This window comes from Phorcysia thermohydrogeniphila (genome assembly GCF_004339575.1).
Taxonomy (GTDB): Bacteria; Aquificota; Aquificia; order Desulfurobacteriales; family Desulfurobacteriaceae; genus Phorcysia; species Phorcysia thermohydrogeniphila.
In genome coordinates, this window is sequence record NZ_SMFV01000003.1 from 154,726 (window position 1) to 172,386 (window position 17,661).

The window sequence follows — 17,661 nt, forward strand, 5'->3', positions numbered from 1 at the left end:
CCCCTCCTTTTTTCCTCCTTCCACCTTAAGGGGTATAATTTCCCCGTCCACTCAGAAGGAGGTTTTTATGTTCATTAAAACCTTAAAGCTCAAAGGTTTTAAGTCTTTTGCCGATGAGACGGAAATCAGGTTTTCAGAAGGTATCAACTGCATCGTTGGACCTAACGGCTGCGGAAAGAGCAACATCGTTGACGCTCTAAAGTGGGTCGTCGGTGATACATCCCCTAAGGGGATGAGGGCAAGCAACTTAAAAGACGTCATCTTTAAAGGTTCTGAAGGTAGGCGAGCCTCTAAAAGCGCTGAAGTATCGGTAACTCTCCTCAAGGACGACCTTTTTTCACTTTCTGAACCAGAAGTAGAAATAACAAGGAGGGTTAAATCAAACGGAGACAGCGAGTTCTTGATAAACGGCAGGAAGGTGAGGCTTAAGGACATTCAAGGATTTTTCACGTCCATCGGCCTCGGAAACAGGGAGTACGCCTTCTTTGAACAGGGACAGGTTGACAGAGTTCTCAGAATGAGACCTCAGGAGAGGAGAGCTCTCATAGACGAGGCCGCAGAGATAACCCTCTTTAAAGAGAAAAAGGCAGAAACCCTGAAAGAGCTTGAAGAGGCCGAGCAGAACCTTGAAAGCGTTAGGGGAGTTATTGAGGAGGTCGCTAAAAATTTAAAAACGCTAAAGAGCCAAGCAGAAAAGGCAAAGAAGTTTCAGGAGCTCCGCAAAAAAGAGAGGGAGCTTGAGCTAAAGCTCTTAGGATTTCAGCTAAAAAAGGTCAGGACAGAAAAGGAACTTTCTGAGAGCTCCATTAAGGTCCTTCAAGAAGACAGGATTTCCTTAGAGAGGGAAATATCTACTCTTCAGGTAGAGATAGAGGAGCTCCGAAAGGAGCTTGAGGAGGTAGGAGCCGAAATAGAGGCAACATCAAAGGAGCTCTACGAGGTTGAAAAGAGCAGGAAGGAAGCCTCTGTGAGAAAGGAGTTCTTCCAGAAAGAGGTTAAGCGTCTTGAAGGAGAAATAGAGGAAAAGAAGTTAGAGAAAGAGCACAAACTAAGGAAAATAGAACAGGTCAAGAAGGAACTTGAACTCCTTTTAAAGGAGGAAGAAGAGCTCCTAAAAAAACTAAAAGAAACTGAAAAAGCCGAAAAGGAAAAGAGAGGAAGGCTCAAAGCCTTAGAGTCAGAAAAGAAAAGCTTAGAGGAAAAGAGAAAAGAGTTACAGTCCCGACTCAATACCATCTCTGCCCACATAACAAAGCTCCAGCTTGACATAGCGAGGGAGGAAGAACGTTTTAAGTCCCATAAGAACGCAGTAGAGAGGATACCTGTTGAACTCTCAGAGCTCCAGAAAGAAAAAACCTACTACGAGGAGCAGTTAAAGAAGGCCTCTACTGAGGAAGAAAAGCTTAAAGAGGAAAAGCAGGCTCTACTAGAGAAAATAGAGGCAAAGAAAAGAGAGAAGAGGAAAAAAGTAGAGAAACTAGAGTCTCTTGAGACAGAACTCTCAGAAAAGAGAAATGCCGTTACTGCCCTGCGCGCTAAGATAGAGAACACAGAGAGGATACTTAACTCTATAAACCTTGGAAAGCTTGAAGAGAAAATCGTTGAAAGCGGAAAACAGGGCAAAGTTAAAGGTTACATAGGACTGCTTAGAAGCCTCCTTGACGTTGACTCCGGCTGGGAAAGGATAGTTGAAAGTTACATTTCAAGGTTTGGAGCTGGAATCATCCTTAAGACCTTTGAAGATATTCTCTGGGTCAGGGACAGAATAAAGGGCAACGGAAGAGTTCTACTCCTTTCTGCAGATGTAGAGGAGGTCAAGGGAGAAAAGATTCAGGAGGCAACTCCGCTATTAGACCACGTTAAGGCAAGGGATACGAGGGTAGAAAAGCTCGTTAAAGTCCTCTTTTCTAACGTTTTCTTTGCAGAAAAAAACGCTCAGGACTTAGCGAAAAAGTATCCCCACTGCACCTTCATAGACAAAGACGGTAACATTTTCTCCGGAAAAGGCTCTTACGTTGGAAAGTTTCAAAAGAGCTCCCTTTTAGAGCTTGAAAAAGAACTTACGAAGATGAAGGAGGAGCTCCTTAAGGAGGAGGAAGAACTCTCAGAGCTTAAAGAAAAACTTCCTCCTATCAGGGAAGAAATAGAGGAAGTAGAGGCAGAGATAGAAGACCTTAAACAGCGTGGTCAGGAAGTAGATATGGAGCTCTTCACCTTACAGTCTAAGAAGAAGGAGCTCCGCCAGAAACTAACTGACATTTCAAGGAGAGAAGAAGAACTAAAGGAGAGGTTAAAGACGGCACAAAATGCCCTCTCTTCCCACTCGTCCAGAGTAGAAATGTTTAAAAAGAAAATGGAAGAGCTGAACGCGGAGAAGGATAAAACCTTACAGGAAATCAAAAAACTGGACGAGGAAATTTCTAAGATTGACTCCATCCTTAACCGTGAGAGGGAAGAATCATCAAGACTTTCCTCTGAAACTCTACTTCTCAAGGAAAAGGCGAGAACCCTCAAAGAGAAGAGAGAAGGAAAGGAGAGATTTTTAAAAATCCTCCAAAAAGAAGTTGAGGAAACAGAGAAAAGGATACAGAAAAGCGAGAGTGAGCTTGAGAGAGCTCTCTCCGGAATAAAAAAGGCAGAAGAGATTCTCTCTGGCGTTGATGAAACAATAGACGACATAAAAGAGGAGCTAAAGGCTTTAGAGGAAAGGAGAGGAGAGCTTACGAGCATAGTAAAGAACAAGGAGGAAGCCTTAAAGAGTAGACAGAAAGATCTTTCAGAAGTTCAGAAGAAGTTAAAGGACTTAGAAATAAAAGCTGCCCGTCTTAACGTGAAAGAAGAGGAACTGATAAAGAAAATCCTTGAGCTTGATGGAAGCGTTTCAGAAGCCCTTGAGCTTGGAGAGCTTGTCTCTGATGAAGAGGAAGCTAAGAAAGAGCTCATAAACCTTAAAGAGAAAATTTCTCGGATTGGCTCTGTAAACCTTCTTGCCATAGAAGAGTACGAAAAGATAAAAGAACGCTACGGGTTTATTCTTGAACAGGAAAAGGATTTAATAGAGTCAATAAAGAACCTAAAAGCGGCCATTAAGAAACTTGACGAAGAGATAGAGAAAAGGTTTACGGAGACCTTCAAGGCCGTAAACAGGCACTTTAAGAGAACCTTTAGACAGGTCTTTGGAGGAGGAAACGCAAGGCTTATTCTCACAAGTGACAACTTGGCTGAAGCCGGAATAGAGATTGAGGCCAAACCACCCGGAAAGAAACACAGCAACATAAACCTCCTCTCTGGAGGAGAGAGAACCTTAGTTGCCCTCTCTTTCCTCTACGCCTTGTACTCCGTTCGTCCAGCTCCTTTTGTTGTTCTTGACGAGGTGGACGCAGCCCTTGACGAGGCCAACACATTAAGGTTTGTGGAGCTCCTAAAGCAGATGGCGACAGAAACACAGGTGATAGTCGTTACACACAACAAGCTAACAATGGAGGCTGCGGACGTCCTATACGGAATAACGATGGAGGTTCCGGGAGTTTCAAAGGTAATTGGCGTTTCCTTTGAGTCCCTCGCTATTTAAAAGAAAGGGGGGAACTCCCCCTTTAGAACGTTCCGCCGTGAATATGGCAGGTAGTACACTCTGAACCCGGCTTGTGGGTTTCTAGATTCACAGGCAACCCAAGTCCGTTAACGGGAGAGTAGTCGCTACTTCCTTCATGACAGGCGGCACAGAGGGAAGAAATTTCCTTTCTCTTCGTTACAATATCATCACTTTCACTACCGCTTTCTATCGGAAGGTTTAGATAGTCTTCAAGTTCTTCCTCAACGGACAAGTCGTAAACTTTATCCTTACCTACTATAGTTCCCTCAAACTTTAGTCCCTCAAAGTAGGCTGTCGTTTGCGGGTCAACAACAGCGTACTTCATCTCCGAAGTATTATCGCTCTGCACAATCGGCCTTTCTACAAGTAGGGTCTCTCCCACCTTCTCCACAATCAGCTCTTCGTTATTTGAGGCATGGGGATTGTGGCACTGGCTACAGGCCAGAGACTCATGTTCAGTGTGAAAGAGGAATGAACCGTCAAAGGAAATGTCCTTAAAAGATTTATCCCCAGAAGTGTAGTCCCTGCCGCCGTGGTAGTCAGAACCCCAAGCCACGTCAACGACCGGAGGTTGAGAAGGAGGAGTTATGCTCCTGTCGGCTGTTCCGTCACCGTCGGTATCGGCAAGGGGCTCACTTTTTAGGACGAGCCATCCGTTTGTGTGACAAGTAAGGCAGAGCTCCTCTACCCTGTATTTGTAAGTCCCGCCGAGCTTTCCAAAGTCGGTGTCTGGCTCAACGATTCCGTCCATGTCCGGCTGCCAGTGGCAAACAACGCAGTCAAAGTCGTCTATACGGCCGTTTCCGTTAAAGTCGTGCTTTGAAACCGTTCTGCTACTCGTTCCAGCGTAAAAGTGGAGTCTCTCCATACCGTCGTGACACACAAGGCAGTTCCTCTCTGCCCCTTCAGAGACTCCGTTTAGACCGTGACAGGCAGAGCAAACGTTTATTGCGTTCTTTCTTCCAACCTTTTCCACAGCCCTATCTATGACTTTCTGGTAATCCTCAACCGATAGGTCGGCCGTTGCCATGGTGTGTTTAAACTCTTGGTGACATCCCAAGCAGTCCTTCTGTCCCCAAGCTTCCCTGTGGTTTTCCTCTGTAAGATAGGGGGCGCTCCTAACGGCAACGTTTACTCCGAGGTCGGTGTAGTGAATGTCCTGCTCACTAATCTCTCCACATCCAGCAGCTGTTAGAACTCCGGCCAACAAAGCGAAAGAGAAGAAACGTTTCACCCCTTGCCTCCTGAAAAGGCTTTTGGGTTAATTGTAATACACATAATTCTACATTGCAAACATAAAAAAAAACTAATTAAAGGTCAACCTAAGAGCTCGTAAACCGTCGCCATACCGAAAAAGAGCGGCTTGAAATGGCCTTCCCTGAATCCCTTCTTCAGTGCAAGCTTAATAAGCTCCTCGTAGTGAGGAAAGTTCACTATAGTTTCAAATAAGTGGTGGGTTACATCCTCCTTAGAGCGAATCTTCCCCATGGGCAGAAGAACGTACTTGAGGAAACCTACAAATGTTTTCCTCAGGACGGGATTTTGCGGTATGGAAACTTCAAGTATCCTGACCGTTCCCCCTCGTTTCAGTACCCGCCTTATTTCAGCCAAAGCCTTTTCGGTATTCCCAAAGTGTCTCAGGCTTAGTGAAACGAGAACTGTATCAAAGGAAGAATCTTTAAAGGGAAGGTTTAGAGCATCCCCCCTAACGAAGGGGAGTTCCGGAAGCTTTCTCCTCGCAACCTTCAGCATAGAGAGGGAATAGTCAAGGCCAATAACTGTCTTTGCTTTCTCTTTTACAAGAGCTGCTATTTCCCCCGTTCCACAGGCAAGGTCAAGGGTAACGCCTAAATTTTCAAGGCCTTTAATGAGTTCCCTCTGCCACCTTGAGATTATTCCAAGAGAAAGGGTCTTTGAGATGGAATCGTACCTATCGGCTATCTTGTCAAATATCTCAACTCCTACAGGCTGTTTTTTCCCCATCTCACTTCCCAGAGCTTAACAGTAACTTTTTCGTCTCCTCCCAAGAGCCCTGCGGTTCAGGGAACTCCTCCTTAAAGAAGCGCTCATACCTTCTAATAACTTTTTCCCAAGTCGGAAGGCTCGTTTGGGCTCCCTCAGCCTCTATTGTAAAAGAGGCAACAACAGATGCTATCTTACCAGCAGTAGGAACATCGTAACCTTTAAGGAGTGCAACTAAAAAGGCCGCCCTGTGGGAATCGCCTGCTCCTGTCGGATCAACAAGCTTTGCAGGCTTTACCGCCGGTACCCTGTAAACTCTATCATTAAAGATGATAACTGAACCGCGAGCCCCCATTGAAACGCATACAAGGCGAGGACCTTTTATCTCCTTAAGGCTCCTTATCTTCAGGAGCTCCTTTATCCTCTTTGCCTCGTGATTATTCATAAAGAGCATGTGAACGTAGGGAAGAATCCTAACGACTCTATAGGGGTAAGAGAAAGTCTCCTGACCGGGATCAAAACTTACAACCGCTGGAACTTTCTTGGATCTTAGAAACCTGTAGTAAAACTCAAAGTGGCCCGTAGAGAAGTGGAGAACCTTGTACTCCTTAGAGAGCTCCTCAGCAAACTTCTGATTTTTAAAGAGCAGTTTAGAAGTTTCCCGTCTGTTCTCGTAGTAGTAGAGTATCTGGTCGTCGCTACCTTCTATACTTATGATGAAGCTTCTCGGCATAGGAGAATTACTGTTCTCTATCACTCCCCTTACGTCTACTCCCTGCTCTATAAGGGTTCTCTCATAGTTAAACCTCTTAAAGTCGTAGCCAGAGACCGCAAAAACCCCACTCTTAGCTCCGAGCCTTGCCGCAGCAACGGCAACGTTTGCCCCTGCTCCCCCGTAGGTGTACCTGTACTTTTCGGCTTGAACGGTCTCATTTACGCTGGCAAAGCGCTTTACCAGCAAAACGTTATCTATTACTATGCTCCCAAAGGCAAGTATATCCCTCAAAACTCCCCCGTCTCTAATAACTTCTTGAGCTTTTCCCCCACCGAGTAAAGCTTCCTGCCTATACCAACCTTCTCAACGAAAACAGCACCAGCCCTTCTTTCTTTCCTCAGGGCGTTCCCTATCTCCTCAGAGGAGAAAAGGTTATCAACGACTAAGTAAGAGTCCTTTATTAGCCTCTTTTTTGTCTTCTCACTCAAGTCCGAAGCCAAGATAAGCGTCCCTTCCCTACTTCTAACCCCCTTTATGTTGTCCTGTCCGATAACCGTTACTCCGGTTCTGTGGGAAAGAGAAAGGAGGTGGAGAAAGTACTCTTTTAAGGCCTTAAGTGTTGTTTCGTAAACCTCTTCCGGCGTTACTTTATTTTTAAACCTCTTTTTCACAAAGCTCTTTATACAGCTATAGGTGGGACATACGTTAAAGCCCCTACCCGGCAGTTTCCTCGCAAGGTCGGGCAGGGGCTTCCCTTCAAAGACGACAAACCTTATAAACTTATCGGTTTCATCCTTTACCTTACAGCCGGCACAGGCCCTCATTCCTCATCTTCCATTGCTTCAAGCTCTTCAAGCTTCCTGTAGTCACTCTCCTTGATTATATCTATGCCGACAATCTGACCGGTTTGACCAACAAGCTTAGAGGCAAGCCTTGCATTTACTCCGTGTTTACCGATAGCAAGGGAGAGCTGGTCGTCTGGAACAACTACCTCAACCCTCAGCTCCCCGTTCTCGTCCTCGTAGCTCTCTGCATGGAGAACCTTGGCAGGGGATAAAGCCCTTGCAACAAGCTCCGCTACGTCGTCAGACCACTCAATTATCTCAACCTTTTCACCTGAGAGCTCCTTTGATATAGGGATAATCCTGCTCCCTTTAACGCCAATGCACGCACCAAGAGGGTCTATGTAGTCTGCGAGAGCTTTAACGGCAACTTTTGCTCTAACTCCCGGTTCTCTTGCAACGGCCTTTATCTCAACAAGCCCATCTGCAACTTCTGGAATCTCTATCTCCATAAGTCTCTTTAAGAACTTTGGATGAGTCCTTGAAAGAATCACGTAAGGAGGAGGGTAGTCATCAATCCTTGAAGGCTTCCTGCGGTTGTAGTGCTTGTAGTCAAAGACGACGTCGTATATGTAAGCCCTAACCCTGTCGCCTATTTTGTACCTTTCTTTTGGAATTTTCTCCTCTTTTGGCAAGATACCAACTACTCTTCCAAGGTCAACTACAATGTCACCGTTTCTCCTTATCTCCTTAACGGTTCCAGAGATAACATCCCCTATTTTCTGTTTAAAGTAATCGTAGAGAGCTCTCCTCTCTGCCTCTGTAATTTTGTCGTGTATAACCTGATAGGCGGTCTTTGCGGCAATCCTTCCGAGCTCTTCCGTCTTTATCTCAATGAGGACTTTATCTCCAAGCTTTACGTCCTCCCCAAAGAGCTCCTTAGCCTCCTCTAAGGATATCTCGTGGTCTGGATCCTTAACGGACTCAACTACGACCTTTTCCTGATATATGCCAAAATCCTTTCCATCCTCGTCAATTTTTACGACGAGCTTTCCCCTGTACCCTGCTTTCTTAGCGGCGTTGATAATTCCTACCTTTACAGCCTCAATAACGTCCTCTTTGGATATGCCCTTTTCACGGCATAGGAGTTCTATACTTTTACCGAGAGTTTCCATCAAAAGCCTCCTTATTTACTTGTTGAAGAGGGAATCTATGTCCACTCTTGCGCTCTTGATATTTTCGTAGGGTATTTCTACTTCTGCGTTCCTTGATACATCGTGTACCGTAACGCCCCTTTCTGACGTTGCAACAACCTCACCTTTAAAGTTTCTCTGGTTGTCCATAGGCTCGTGGGTCTTTATCTTCACTACAACTCCCTTGTGCCTCTCAAAGTCCCTGCGGGTCTTTAAAGGCCTGTCAAGTCCGGGAGAGGAAACTTCCAAGTTGTAGGAGTGGGGAATAAGGTCCTCAACGTCAAGGAGAGTTCCTATCCTTTCGCTTATCCACTGACAGTCAGAGATAGTAATACCGCCCTCAGGTCTATCGGCGTATATCCTCAGAACCCACCCTACCGGCTCTCTCACGAACTCAATGTCTACAAGCTCAAAACCGCCTTCCTCCAAAATTGGCAAAAGAAGCTCCCTTACTCTATTTACAATTTCTTGAATTCTTTCCTCCATAGCGAGCTCCGGGATTGGAGTTAAATAAAAAGGAGCGGTTCCGAAGAACCGCTCACACAAAAAAGGAGTATGAGTGCGATGAACACAGACAGCTTCTAACCGCCGATTCTAAATTTAGGGCGATTCGGTGCCGTTAGCAAACGACAGCAAAGTTACCTGTAGAATTTCATAGCCTTCTGGGCTTCCCTCTCAAGCTCCCTTCTCTTTATGGCCTCTCTCTTATCGTACTTCTTCCTTCCTTTGGCCAAAGCTATTTCTACTTTTACTTTCCCCCGCTCGTTAAAGTACATCCTTAAGGGAATTATCGTTAGACCCTTTTCCTGACTCTTTCCAAAAAGTCTTTTTATTTCCGACTTGTGGAGGAGAAGTTTTCTCTTCCTCGTTGGCTCGTGGTTGAAGAGGTTGCCGTGGCTGTAGGGAGCTATGTAGGCGTTAAAGAGGTAAGCCTCACCGTCCTCTATTCTGACAAAGGCATCCCTAAGGTTTGCCTTTCCTTCCCGTAGAGACTTTACTTCCGTTCCCTTTAGCGCTATACCAGCCTCGTACTTCTCAAGTATCTCATAGTCGTGGTACGCCTTTTTGTTTTTTATTTCTGGAGCTCTTCCTGCCATTTCAGTATCACTCTCCTCTTTTCAGCGTCAACTCTGTCAACGGTAAATTTATACCTGTGCTTGTACTTTAGCTTTACTCCTTTCGGAAGGCTCACGGCAGGAACGTAGCCTGCGATGTCGCCGGGGAGCTCCACCCAGTAACCTCTTTTATCTTCCTTTACAACTATTCCTTCTACTTCCATTCCCGGCCTGTACTTTTCTTCTACCTTTTTCCAAGGATCCTCCGTTACTTCCTTCAGGCTGAGAACAAGCCTTTCTTTATCTCTCTCTATCTTTCTTATCTTAACCCTTATCCTGTCGCCTATCTTTGCAACATCAAAGGGCGTTTTTAATCCAGACCACGATATGTCGCTCTTGTGAACAAGACCGTCAACCCCATCAACGTCAACAAATATCCCAAAGTCAACTATGTTCTTAACGGTTCCTTCTACTATATCCCCCTCCTTAAGCCTCTTGAGTGTTTCTTTCCGCTTCTCCGCCCTTTTCTCTTCAAGGAGCCTCCGACGGGAAATTACTATGCTTCTCCTTTTCCTATCAACGGAAAGTACCTTGGCCTCTATTTCTCTATCAAGCCAGTCATCCGGCTTTGTAACCGGCATTATGTCAACTTGCGACATCGGCAGGAAAACGGTAAGCCCATCCTCCAGCTGAACCTTATACCCCCCACGAACTCTCTGCCTTATCCTTCCCCTTACAACACCTTTCTTCTCTATCTCCGTAGCAACCCTTTCCCATTCCTTTATTGAACGGGCACAGTTAACAGAGAGGAGGGCGTAACCCTCTTCTGTTTCAGGCTCAACGATGCAAACGTCTATTTTGTCCCCTACCTTCGGTTTGTAGCCGAGCTCCTTTACAGAGACTACCCCTTCCGACTTCCAGCCAAAGTCAACAAAGACCTCGTGGTCAGTAACCTTAACAACTGTGCCCGTTATAACCTCCTGATTGAGGCGCTTAAAACTATCTTCCAGCAGCTTGGCAAACTCCCCTTCCACTCCAGTTTCCCCCTTCACCAAGAAGTCTAAGGTAGTCAACAACTTCATCTATAACCCACTGAGGGGTAGAGGCCCCAGCAGTTACTCCTACAACTTCTGCTCCCTCAAACCAAGAAGGGTCTATCTCTTCCTTAGATTCTATATGATAGCTCCTCTCATTAACGCTCTTAGAAATCTGATAGAGCTTTGTTGTGTTTGAGCTGTTCTTTCCTCCAACGATGAGCATAACGTCCACCTGAGAGGCAAGCTCCCTCGTCTCCTTCTGTCTTACAGTTGTGGCTTTACATATTGTATTGTATACCTTTAACTCCTTTGCTTTAAGTGCAAGCAGGGAGACCGCCTTACGGAAAAAGTCCATATTTAGTGTCGTCTGGCAAACAACACCAAGCTTTGAAAACTGGGGAAGTTCTTCTAACTCCTCTAAGGAATTAACGATGATAGGGTCTTTTATATGTCCAGCTATTCCTCTTACTTCCGGATGCTTGGGATTCCCCAAGATTAGGACAGGATAACCCTCCTTCTCTAACTTCGTAACTTTGTCGTGAATCTCTTTTACGAAAGGACAAGTAGCATCAACTATTTCAAGCCCTTTTTCCTTCAGGTAGTTGAAAACTTGAGGAGCAACGCCGTGGGAACGAATTATTACAGTATTCCCCGTCTCTAACGCCTCCATATCCTCAACAAAGTCCATTCCAAGGGCTTTAAGCCTTTCTATTTCTCTCTTGTTATGGATAAGTTCCCCAAGACAGTAGGCCTTTCCTTTCCCTTTTTTGGCGGCCTCAACTGCAATGTTTACAGCTCTCTTCACTCCCCAACAAAAGCCAGCGCTCTTTGCTACCCTAATTTTCACGCCTTTAGCTCCTTTATCCTTTCCATAAGTATATCAGCCGCCTTCTGGTAGTTCTCCTTCTTGTCCTCTAAATCTATGCGGAAAGGCTTCCCAAACTTTATCGTAACATCCGGAAGACCTGAAAAAAGTTTCTCTTTTCCTATCACTTTCTCGCTTCCTTCTATAAGGCAGGGAACTACAGGAACCTTTGCCTTTAAAGCTACCATCCCTGCCCCCCACTTAGGCCTTAAAAATTTGCCCGCTGGAGCTCTCTGCCCTTCCGGAAAGATACATACGAGCTCCCCTTTTCCAAGCACTTCTAAGGCGGTTTTTAAAGCTTTTAGGTCAACTTTACCCCTCTTTACAGGAAAAGCGTTTCCCCAGTGCTTTATAAGAGTTGAAAGTAGTGGAGTCTCAAAGAGCTCCGCCTTTGCCATAAAGAAAACGGGCCTTTTTTTAACAGCAAAGGCCACAAGGGGAGGGTCAAGGTAGCTCCTGTGGTTAGCTACAAGAAGGACGCTTCCAGTAGCTGGTATATTTTCTCTTCCATAGACTTTCAGCCTACAGAAAGTTGCTATAAACCTTGCAACGCTATGAAGCCAGACCCAGTAAGCAACTTTTTTCTTAACCCAAGGATAGTTTGCGGTGAGAGCTTCCATAGGGCTATTTTATCAAATACAAAACCAGAACGTACTTTCAAGAGGTAAAGATGGAGATTTACCACCCACCGGTAATGCTCAAAGAAGCTATTGAATACTTAAAGGCAGAAGAGGGCGGAATTTTCGTTGACGCCACCCTTGGCGGAGGAGGCCACACAGAAGCTATCCTCAAAGCAAACCCAAAAAACAGAGTCATCGCCATAGATAGGGACGAAGAGGCCATAGAGAGAGCTCTTAAAAGACTTGAACCCTTCGGGAATAGGATTTCCATCTACCACGCCAACTTCTCACAGATAGGCGAGGTTCTTGAATCTGAGGGAGTTGAGAAAGTTAACGGAGTTCTCTTTGACCTTGGCGTTTCCCACTTCCACCTTAGAGGAGAAAGGGGCTTTACCGTCTGGAAGGAACAACCCCTTGATATGAGGATGGACAGGAGACAGAAGTTAACCGCTAAGGATGTTGTTAACGAACTGTCAGAAAAAGAGCTTGCAGAGATAATCTTTAAGTATGGAGAAGAACGTTTTGCAAGGAAAATTGCAAAAGAGATAGTTAGAAAGAGGAAGATAAAACCCATTGAGACAACGACGGAACTTGCAAAAATTGTAGAGGATGTAATCCCAAAGAAACTCTGGGCTGGAAAGAAAAAACACCCGGCGATAAAGACATTTCAGGCGATAAGAATCTACGTGAATAAAGAGTTTGAGGAAATAGAACAGGGAATACCCGCCGCAGCAGAGCACTTATCCTGCGGGGGCAGGATAGTCGTCATAACGTTTCATTCGCTTGAGGACAGGCTCGTTAAGAACATCTTAAGAAGCCTTGAGGGCTTTAAGGTAATAACCAAAAAACCCCTTGAACCGACAGAAGAAGAGCTAAAAGAAAACCCCGCAGCCCGGAGCGCAAAACTAAGAGCTGTTGAAAAGGGAACAGAATAAGGGTTAAAGCTACTTTCAGGGTATCCTTCCAGAGCATCAGAATTTCCAGAGCTCTTCAAGTTCCCTATTAACAGCGTAAGGCTTTATGCACTTTTCATAAAACTCCTTTAGTTCCCAAAGGTCTATCCCGTGGTTGACGCAAAAATCCCAAATTGTTTCCACACTATTGTCGGTAAAGAAGTCTATGAGCTGTAATAGCTTACTTTCCTCAATTTTGCGCGTTTTAACAGCCTCCACTACATCACAAGCACTTATCCAGTGTTCTTCTTTAAAGGAAGAGTTAGCCGTAGCTAAGGCAAGGTCTGTCAGCTTACCCATCCAATTCCTCTTCTATTCTCGCACCCTCCCTGTCAACGTCAAGGATAAGGTAGCGGGACTCTATGCCGAGGGAGTCAAAGACGTTGCACATGGCCTTTCCGATTTCGTCAAAGTTCTTGTCTGCTAAAGCTCCTATACAGCTTCCTGCACCTGAAAGGTAAACGGCGTAAGCTCCTGCCTTGTAACCTTCTGAAAGAATCTCCCAGAAGGAGGGAATGAGGTCACAGCGGTAGGGCTGGTGAACCCTGTCCTTAACGGCCTCTTTTAAGAGTCCAAAGTCTTTCTTCTGGAGAGCTCCAAGGAGAAGAGAAACCCTCTGGATGTTAAAGATAACGTCTTTTCTGTCGTACTTTTCTGGAAGGACGGAGCGGGATTCCTCAGTTGAGAGGAAGAGCTCTGGAACTACAATGATAACTTTTAACTCTTCTGGCCAGTCAAGCTTTATGTAGGAAAGGTCTCCGTTTGTTGCAGCAACTACAAAGCCTCCGGTGTATGCCGGGAGAACGTTGTCCGGATGGGGCTCAAACTTAAAGGCAACGTCAATTACCTCTGGGAGAGAGAGCTCCTTCCCCGATATCTTCTCCGCAGCCAGTATCCCTCCAACGATTGCTGTTGCAGAGCTCCCAAGTCCCCTTCCTAAGGGAATCCTGTTGACGAGCTTAACTTTTATGGGCCGATTTAAACCTAAGTACTCCATAGTGCTCCTGTAGGCTCTTAAGAAGAGGTTGGTCTCGTCTTTTGGGAGCTCCTCAGCTCCTTCTCCCTCTATCTCAACCGAGTAAAAATCAGAAGGCTCAACGATAAAGTCGTTATAGAGGGTAAGGGCAAGCCCTAAGGCATCAAACCCCGGACCGAGGTTACTTGTAGACGCAGGAACAGAAACTTTAAACTTCATCTTTTACTCCTTCCTATCGTCGTACTCAATCACAACGTCGGGTTCGGGAGCGGGTAGTTTTCCTACGGGCTTAGTTATCTCAAACTCTCCGCTCTTTATCCACTCTTTAAGGATGTTGGCTATCTCCCTCGCCTTATAGTAAGAAGAGAGAGGAGACGTAGGAACTTTCTTACCCTCAACCTCTATGAAGCCCCTGCGGAGCTCCCCGTAACTCACGTACTTTATCGGCTTGATGTTTCCTGAAGGATAGTCCACAGAGTAGTCTACAACCGGAGCAAAGATTTCATCGTCTCTCACAGACGTGTAGTAGGCAATCCTTTCGTTGAGAATAGGTATCGGAATTCCTATACCAACAAAGAGAGAAACGCCGTAGCCCAAGAAGGAAGCTGCCTTTATAAAGTCCGTTGACATCTGCTTCATATCACCAACTGTCATAATCGTTCCAGAACCTGACATAGGTTGACCTTTCTTACTTCTCTTTACCCCAAAGGGAGCGTGTTGCGTTCCGTGGAAAGCTATATAACCAATGCCGCCCCCTAAGAATATCTTCGTTCCAATTCCTATAGTCTCAAAGAATGGGTCGTTTAAGAGGGGGCTTAGCTGTCCCGCACTGGAGTAAGTGGCATTCCCGAGGTTGGGTTTTAAAGTTCCCATATAGGTGTAAATAGTGCGGGAGGACCTGTTAACTGCCACGTTGTAGTTCTGATAGGCGTTTCTCGGATTACAAAGGATTGCCTCGTTTATGTTCTTTATGTTAATAAGCTTCTTTATCTCCCTCCTTGGATAACAGTCCGTCCCGTAAGCGTAGGCCTCAAGCTCTATGTCCTCACCGGCTATGAGTTCTTCAATAACGTGAGCTCCACCGTACTCAAACCTTCCGGGGTAAACCTCGTTCCTCGGGTCGTTCTCCGGTAGAGCTGTTGCACCGATGTAGAGGTCAACGGCGGCAAGTCCTCCGTATGCAGGAACTCCGTTAAGGTAAATTTCCTCCATCTTCATTCTTGGTTTCGTATGGCCGACGTTGAGGAAAGCTCCAGAAGAACACATTGCTCCAAAGGTTCCAGTCGTTACAATGTCAATCTCTTCAGCCGCCTTAACAACCCCGAGCTCTTCAACTATCTCTATCATCTCCTCGGCGGTAACAACTACCGCCTCACCTCTCCTTATCTTCTCGTTTATCTCCTCGTAGGTCTTTACTACCTTAAACTGCTCTCTCTCCATTTACTCTACCCCTGTCCTCTGGAGTTCCTCTTTTTCCTCTTCGCTCAGAGGCCTTATCTCTATCACCTATTGGCTCCGCGATGAGGTCAACGTTACTTGCAAGATCCGTTACAACTGCTTTTACTATTTCGCCGGGACGGAAATGTCCTTTTAAATATATGATTCCATCTATCTCATAGGCGTTCCTGTAGCTCCTTGCCTCTACAAATCCCGGCATCTCCTCACTCTTTCCGTCAACTATTAGTTCAAACCCTTTTCCCACAAGCTCTCTGTGCTTTTTCTCGTATATCCAGAACTGAGTCTCCTCTAAGAGGTTAAGCCTTGACTCTTTCAGTTCTTCTGGAAGGTCTCCGAGCCTGTAAGCTGCAGTTCCTTCCTCACGGGAGTACTTGAAAAAGCCCGCCCAGTCAAATTCCACGTCTTTTATAAAGGAGTGGAGCTCTTCAAATTCTTTTTCACCTTCGGTAGGGAAACCGACTATGAAGGTGGTCCTGATAGCTATCCCCGGAATTCTCTTGCGGAGCTTCTCTATCAGTTCTTCAGCGTAACGCCTTGTGTATTTCCTGCCCATTGAGGCAAGAACTTTATCGTTTATGTGCTGGAGGGGAACGTCAATGTACTTAACGATTTTCTCTGAGTCTGCAATCAGGTCAATGAGAGAGTCAGTTATGTGAGAAGGGTAGGTGTACATAAGCCGTATCCACCTTATGCCTTCTACCTTTTCCAGTTTCTTTAGGAGTTTAACGAACCCTTCCCTCTCGTTTCTATCGTGGAGGTAGGCCGTAGTGTCCTGAGCTATGACGTAGAGCTCCTTTACCCCTTTATCTGCCAGAATCTTGGCTTCCTCCACAAGTTCTTCAATAGGCCTGCTCCTTAAAGGTCCTCTAATAAGAGGAATGGCACAGTAAGCACAGGCGTTTGAACACCCCTCAGAAATTTTGAGGTAGGCAAGGTGCTTAGGGGTAAGAACCTCCCTTAAGAGGTAAGGCTTCGCGGCAGCAAATTTCCTGTTGAGTATTTTTTCAACGCTTCTTTCTATCTCATCAATGCCTAAGAAAGCGTCAACCTCAGGGAGCTCTTTTTTTAGCTCCTCCTTGTACCTCTGGTAGAGACAGCCAGCGACTATAACCCTTTTTTCGGGGTCTTCTTTCTTCTCCTCAATCGCCGTAAGGATTTCGTCTATGGACTCCTCTTTGGCTGGCTGGATAAAGCCGCACGTATTGATAATTATTATGTCGGCCTCCTTTAAGTCCCCAACGAAAACAACATCTCCCGTACTTTTAAGGAGACCTACAATGTTTTCAGTATCAACCCAGTTCTTGGGACATCCCAAGCTTATGACCGCAACCTTTTTCTTCAAGTGTCCTCTCCTTTGAGGAGTTCAAAAAAGTTAAACAACTTCAATCAAGTTCCCTTCCTTAATCTTACCAGCTTCCTGAATCCACTTCACACCTTTTTCTTTCAACCTCTCTATAAGGAGCTCTGTCCTTTCTTCCGGAACGGCAATGAGGAGCCCTCCTGAAGTTTGAGGGTCAAAGAGGAGCATTCTCGTATCCTCGTCAACGGAGTCAGAAAATCTAACGCTATTTCCAACGTAGTCAACGTTATCATAAGTAGCAGCAGGGAGAAGACCCATCGCAGCGTATTCCTTTGCTCCTTCCAAAAAGCGTAGCTTTTCAGAGTAAATCACTGCTCCAACTCCACTAAACTTCACCATCTCGTAAAGGTGTCCCAAGAACCCAAAGCCGGTTATATCCGTGCAAGCATTCACTCCAACTTCAACCATTGCCTCTGAAGCGTACTTGTTCAGCGTTGTCATAACCTCTGAAACTTCTTCTATCTCTTCCTGAGAAGCCATCCCGGCCTTTATGGCTGTCGTCAGAACGCCTATACCGAGGGGCTTTGTGTATATGAGGACATCGCCGGGCTTTGCCGTGGAGTTCCTAACAAATTTTTTTGGGTGGACAATCCCCGTAACGGAAAGACCGTATTTCGTCTCAAGGTCGTCCACCGTGTGCCCACCAATCAGCGAAACTCCAGCCTCTTTTAGCTTAGAAATTCCTCCCCGCAGGATTTCCTTAAGGTATTCCATAGGAACCCTGCAGGCGTCAAACATCACAAGGTTGATAGCCGTTAAAGGCCTTCCGCCCATAGCGTAAACGTCAGAGAGGGCATTCGCAACGGCTATCTGGCCGTAAACAAAAGGGTCATCAACCACAGGAGTTATAAAGTCTGCCGTTTGAACTAAGGCAACTTCATCTGAAAGTTTGTAAATACCAGCGTCCTCAGACGTCTCTATTCCGACAAGGACGTTATCATCCACTGGTATCTCAAGCTCTTTGAGAACCTTCTCAAGCCCGACCGGGCTTAACTTCGCCCCTCAGCCGGAAGCCCTAACCGTCTGGGTCAGCTTAAAGGGTTTCAATACTTACCTCCAGAGCTCCGTTCTACAGCTTAACTGAGTATACACT

General features: G+C 45.8%; 17 protein-coding genes. 2 read left to right on the forward strand and 15 right to left on the reverse strand.

Annotation, left to right across the window (positions count from 1 at the left end):
• The first annotated feature begins 67 nt into the window (after nucleotides 1-67).
• Nucleotides 68-3,571 carry a chromosome segregation protein SMC gene (gene smc / locus CLV27_RS05155; RefSeq protein ID WP_132526494.1) on the forward strand — a complete coding sequence of 1,168 codons (3,504 nt, stop codon included), beginning with the start codon at nucleotides 68-70 and terminating at the stop codon, nucleotides 3,569-3,571.
• A 22-nt stretch (nucleotides 3,572-3,593) separates the two neighbouring features.
• Here smc and CLV27_RS05160 read toward each other — a convergent pair whose 3' ends face one another.
• From CLV27_RS05160 to CLV27_RS05205, 10 genes are all read right to left on the reverse strand, one after another.
• Nucleotides 3,594-4,826, reverse strand: coding sequence for a cytochrome c3 family protein (locus CLV27_RS05160; RefSeq protein WP_132526496.1), 1,233 nt, complete (start codon nucleotides 4,824-4,826; stop codon nucleotides 3,594-3,596).
• An 83-nt stretch (nucleotides 4,827-4,909) separates the two neighbouring features.
• Nucleotides 4,910-5,575 (reverse strand): ubiquinone/menaquinone biosynthesis methyltransferase, encoded by a 666-nt coding sequence (locus tag CLV27_RS05165; protein ID WP_132526498.1) that lies wholly within the window; start codon nucleotides 5,573-5,575, stop codon nucleotides 4,910-4,912.
• Nucleotide 5,576: 1 nt separating this feature from the next.
• Nucleotides 5,577-6,560: a PfkB family carbohydrate kinase gene (locus CLV27_RS05170; protein ID WP_132526500.1), complete on the reverse strand. Its 984-nt coding sequence runs from the start codon at nucleotides 6,558-6,560 to the stop codon at nucleotides 5,577-5,579.
• Nucleotides 6,557-7,093 carry a YlxR family protein gene (locus CLV27_RS05175; RefSeq protein ID WP_132526502.1) on the reverse strand — a complete coding sequence of 179 codons (537 nt, stop codon included), beginning with the start codon at nucleotides 7,091-7,093 and terminating at the stop codon, nucleotides 6,557-6,559. The genes CLV27_RS05170 and CLV27_RS05175 overlap by 4 nt, the downstream gene beginning before the upstream one ends.
• Nucleotides 7,090-8,226, reverse strand: coding sequence for a transcription termination factor NusA (gene nusA / locus CLV27_RS05180; protein ID WP_132526504.1), 1,137 nt, complete (start codon nucleotides 8,224-8,226; stop codon nucleotides 7,090-7,092). The genes CLV27_RS05175 and nusA overlap by 4 nt, the downstream gene beginning before the upstream one ends.
• 15 nt (nucleotides 8,227-8,241) lie before the next feature.
• Nucleotides 8,242-8,730, reverse strand: a complete 489-nt coding sequence (locus CLV27_RS05185; protein ID WP_132526506.1) for a ribosome maturation factor RimP — start codon at nucleotides 8,728-8,730, stop codon at nucleotides 8,242-8,244.
• 152 nt (nucleotides 8,731-8,882) lie between these two features.
• Complete coding sequence (gene smpB, locus CLV27_RS05190; RefSeq protein ID WP_132526508.1) at nucleotides 8,883-9,341, reverse strand: SsrA-binding protein SmpB; 459 nt, start codon at nucleotides 9,339-9,341, stop codon at nucleotides 8,883-8,885.
• Nucleotides 9,317-10,381 (reverse strand): S1 RNA-binding domain-containing protein, encoded by a 1,065-nt coding sequence (locus CLV27_RS05195; protein ID WP_243644883.1) that lies wholly within the window; start codon nucleotides 10,379-10,381, stop codon nucleotides 9,317-9,319. Before CLV27_RS05195 ends, smpB begins: the two co-directional genes overlap by 25 nt.
• Nucleotides 10,299-11,183 carry a 4-hydroxy-3-methylbut-2-enyl diphosphate reductase gene (gene ispH / locus CLV27_RS05200; protein ID WP_132526510.1) on the reverse strand — a complete coding sequence of 295 codons (885 nt, stop codon included), beginning with the start codon at nucleotides 11,181-11,183 and terminating at the stop codon, nucleotides 10,299-10,301. Before ispH ends, CLV27_RS05195 begins: the two co-directional genes overlap by 83 nt.
• Nucleotides 11,180-11,821, reverse strand: a complete 642-nt coding sequence (locus tag CLV27_RS05205; RefSeq protein ID WP_132526512.1) for a lysophospholipid acyltransferase family protein — start codon at nucleotides 11,819-11,821, stop codon at nucleotides 11,180-11,182. The genes ispH and CLV27_RS05205 overlap by 4 nt, the downstream gene beginning before the upstream one ends.
• Nucleotides 11,822-11,871: 50 nt before the next feature.
• Here CLV27_RS05205 and rsmH point away from each other — a divergent pair, with 50 nt between their 5' ends.
• Complete coding sequence (gene rsmH / locus CLV27_RS05210; protein WP_132526514.1) at nucleotides 11,872-12,756, forward strand: 16S rRNA (cytosine(1402)-N(4))-methyltransferase RsmH; 885 nt, start codon at nucleotides 11,872-11,874, stop codon at nucleotides 12,754-12,756.
• Between the two features lie 36 nt (nucleotides 12,757-12,792).
• Here the strand turns inward: rsmH and CLV27_RS05215 are convergent, their stop codons facing one another.
• From CLV27_RS05215 to selD, 5 genes are read right to left on the reverse strand one after another with little or no spacing between them, the layout of a single operon-like run.
• Nucleotides 12,793-13,074 (reverse strand): hypothetical protein, encoded by a 282-nt coding sequence (locus CLV27_RS05215; RefSeq protein WP_132526516.1) that lies wholly within the window; start codon nucleotides 13,072-13,074, stop codon nucleotides 12,793-12,795.
• Nucleotides 13,067-13,969 (reverse strand): homoserine kinase, encoded by a 903-nt coding sequence (gene thrB, locus CLV27_RS05220; protein ID WP_132526518.1) that lies wholly within the window; start codon nucleotides 13,967-13,969, stop codon nucleotides 13,067-13,069. Before thrB ends, CLV27_RS05215 begins: the two co-directional genes overlap by 8 nt.
• A gap of 3 nt (nucleotides 13,970-13,972) precedes the next feature.
• Nucleotides 13,973-15,190 (reverse strand): homocysteine biosynthesis protein, encoded by a 1,218-nt coding sequence (locus CLV27_RS05225; RefSeq protein ID WP_132526520.1) that lies wholly within the window; start codon nucleotides 15,188-15,190, stop codon nucleotides 13,973-13,975.
• Complete coding sequence (gene rimO, locus CLV27_RS05230; protein ID WP_132526522.1) at nucleotides 15,171-16,550, reverse strand: 30S ribosomal protein S12 methylthiotransferase RimO; 1,380 nt, start codon at nucleotides 16,548-16,550, stop codon at nucleotides 15,171-15,173. The genes CLV27_RS05225 and rimO overlap by 20 nt, the downstream gene beginning before the upstream one ends.
• Before the next feature lie 30 nt (nucleotides 16,551-16,580).
• Complete coding sequence (selD, locus tag CLV27_RS05235) at nucleotides 16,581-17,615, reverse strand: selenide, water dikinase SelD (protein ID WP_132526524.1); 1,035 nt, start codon at nucleotides 17,613-17,615, stop codon at nucleotides 16,581-16,583.
• Nucleotides 17,616-17,661: the final 46 nt, after the last annotated feature.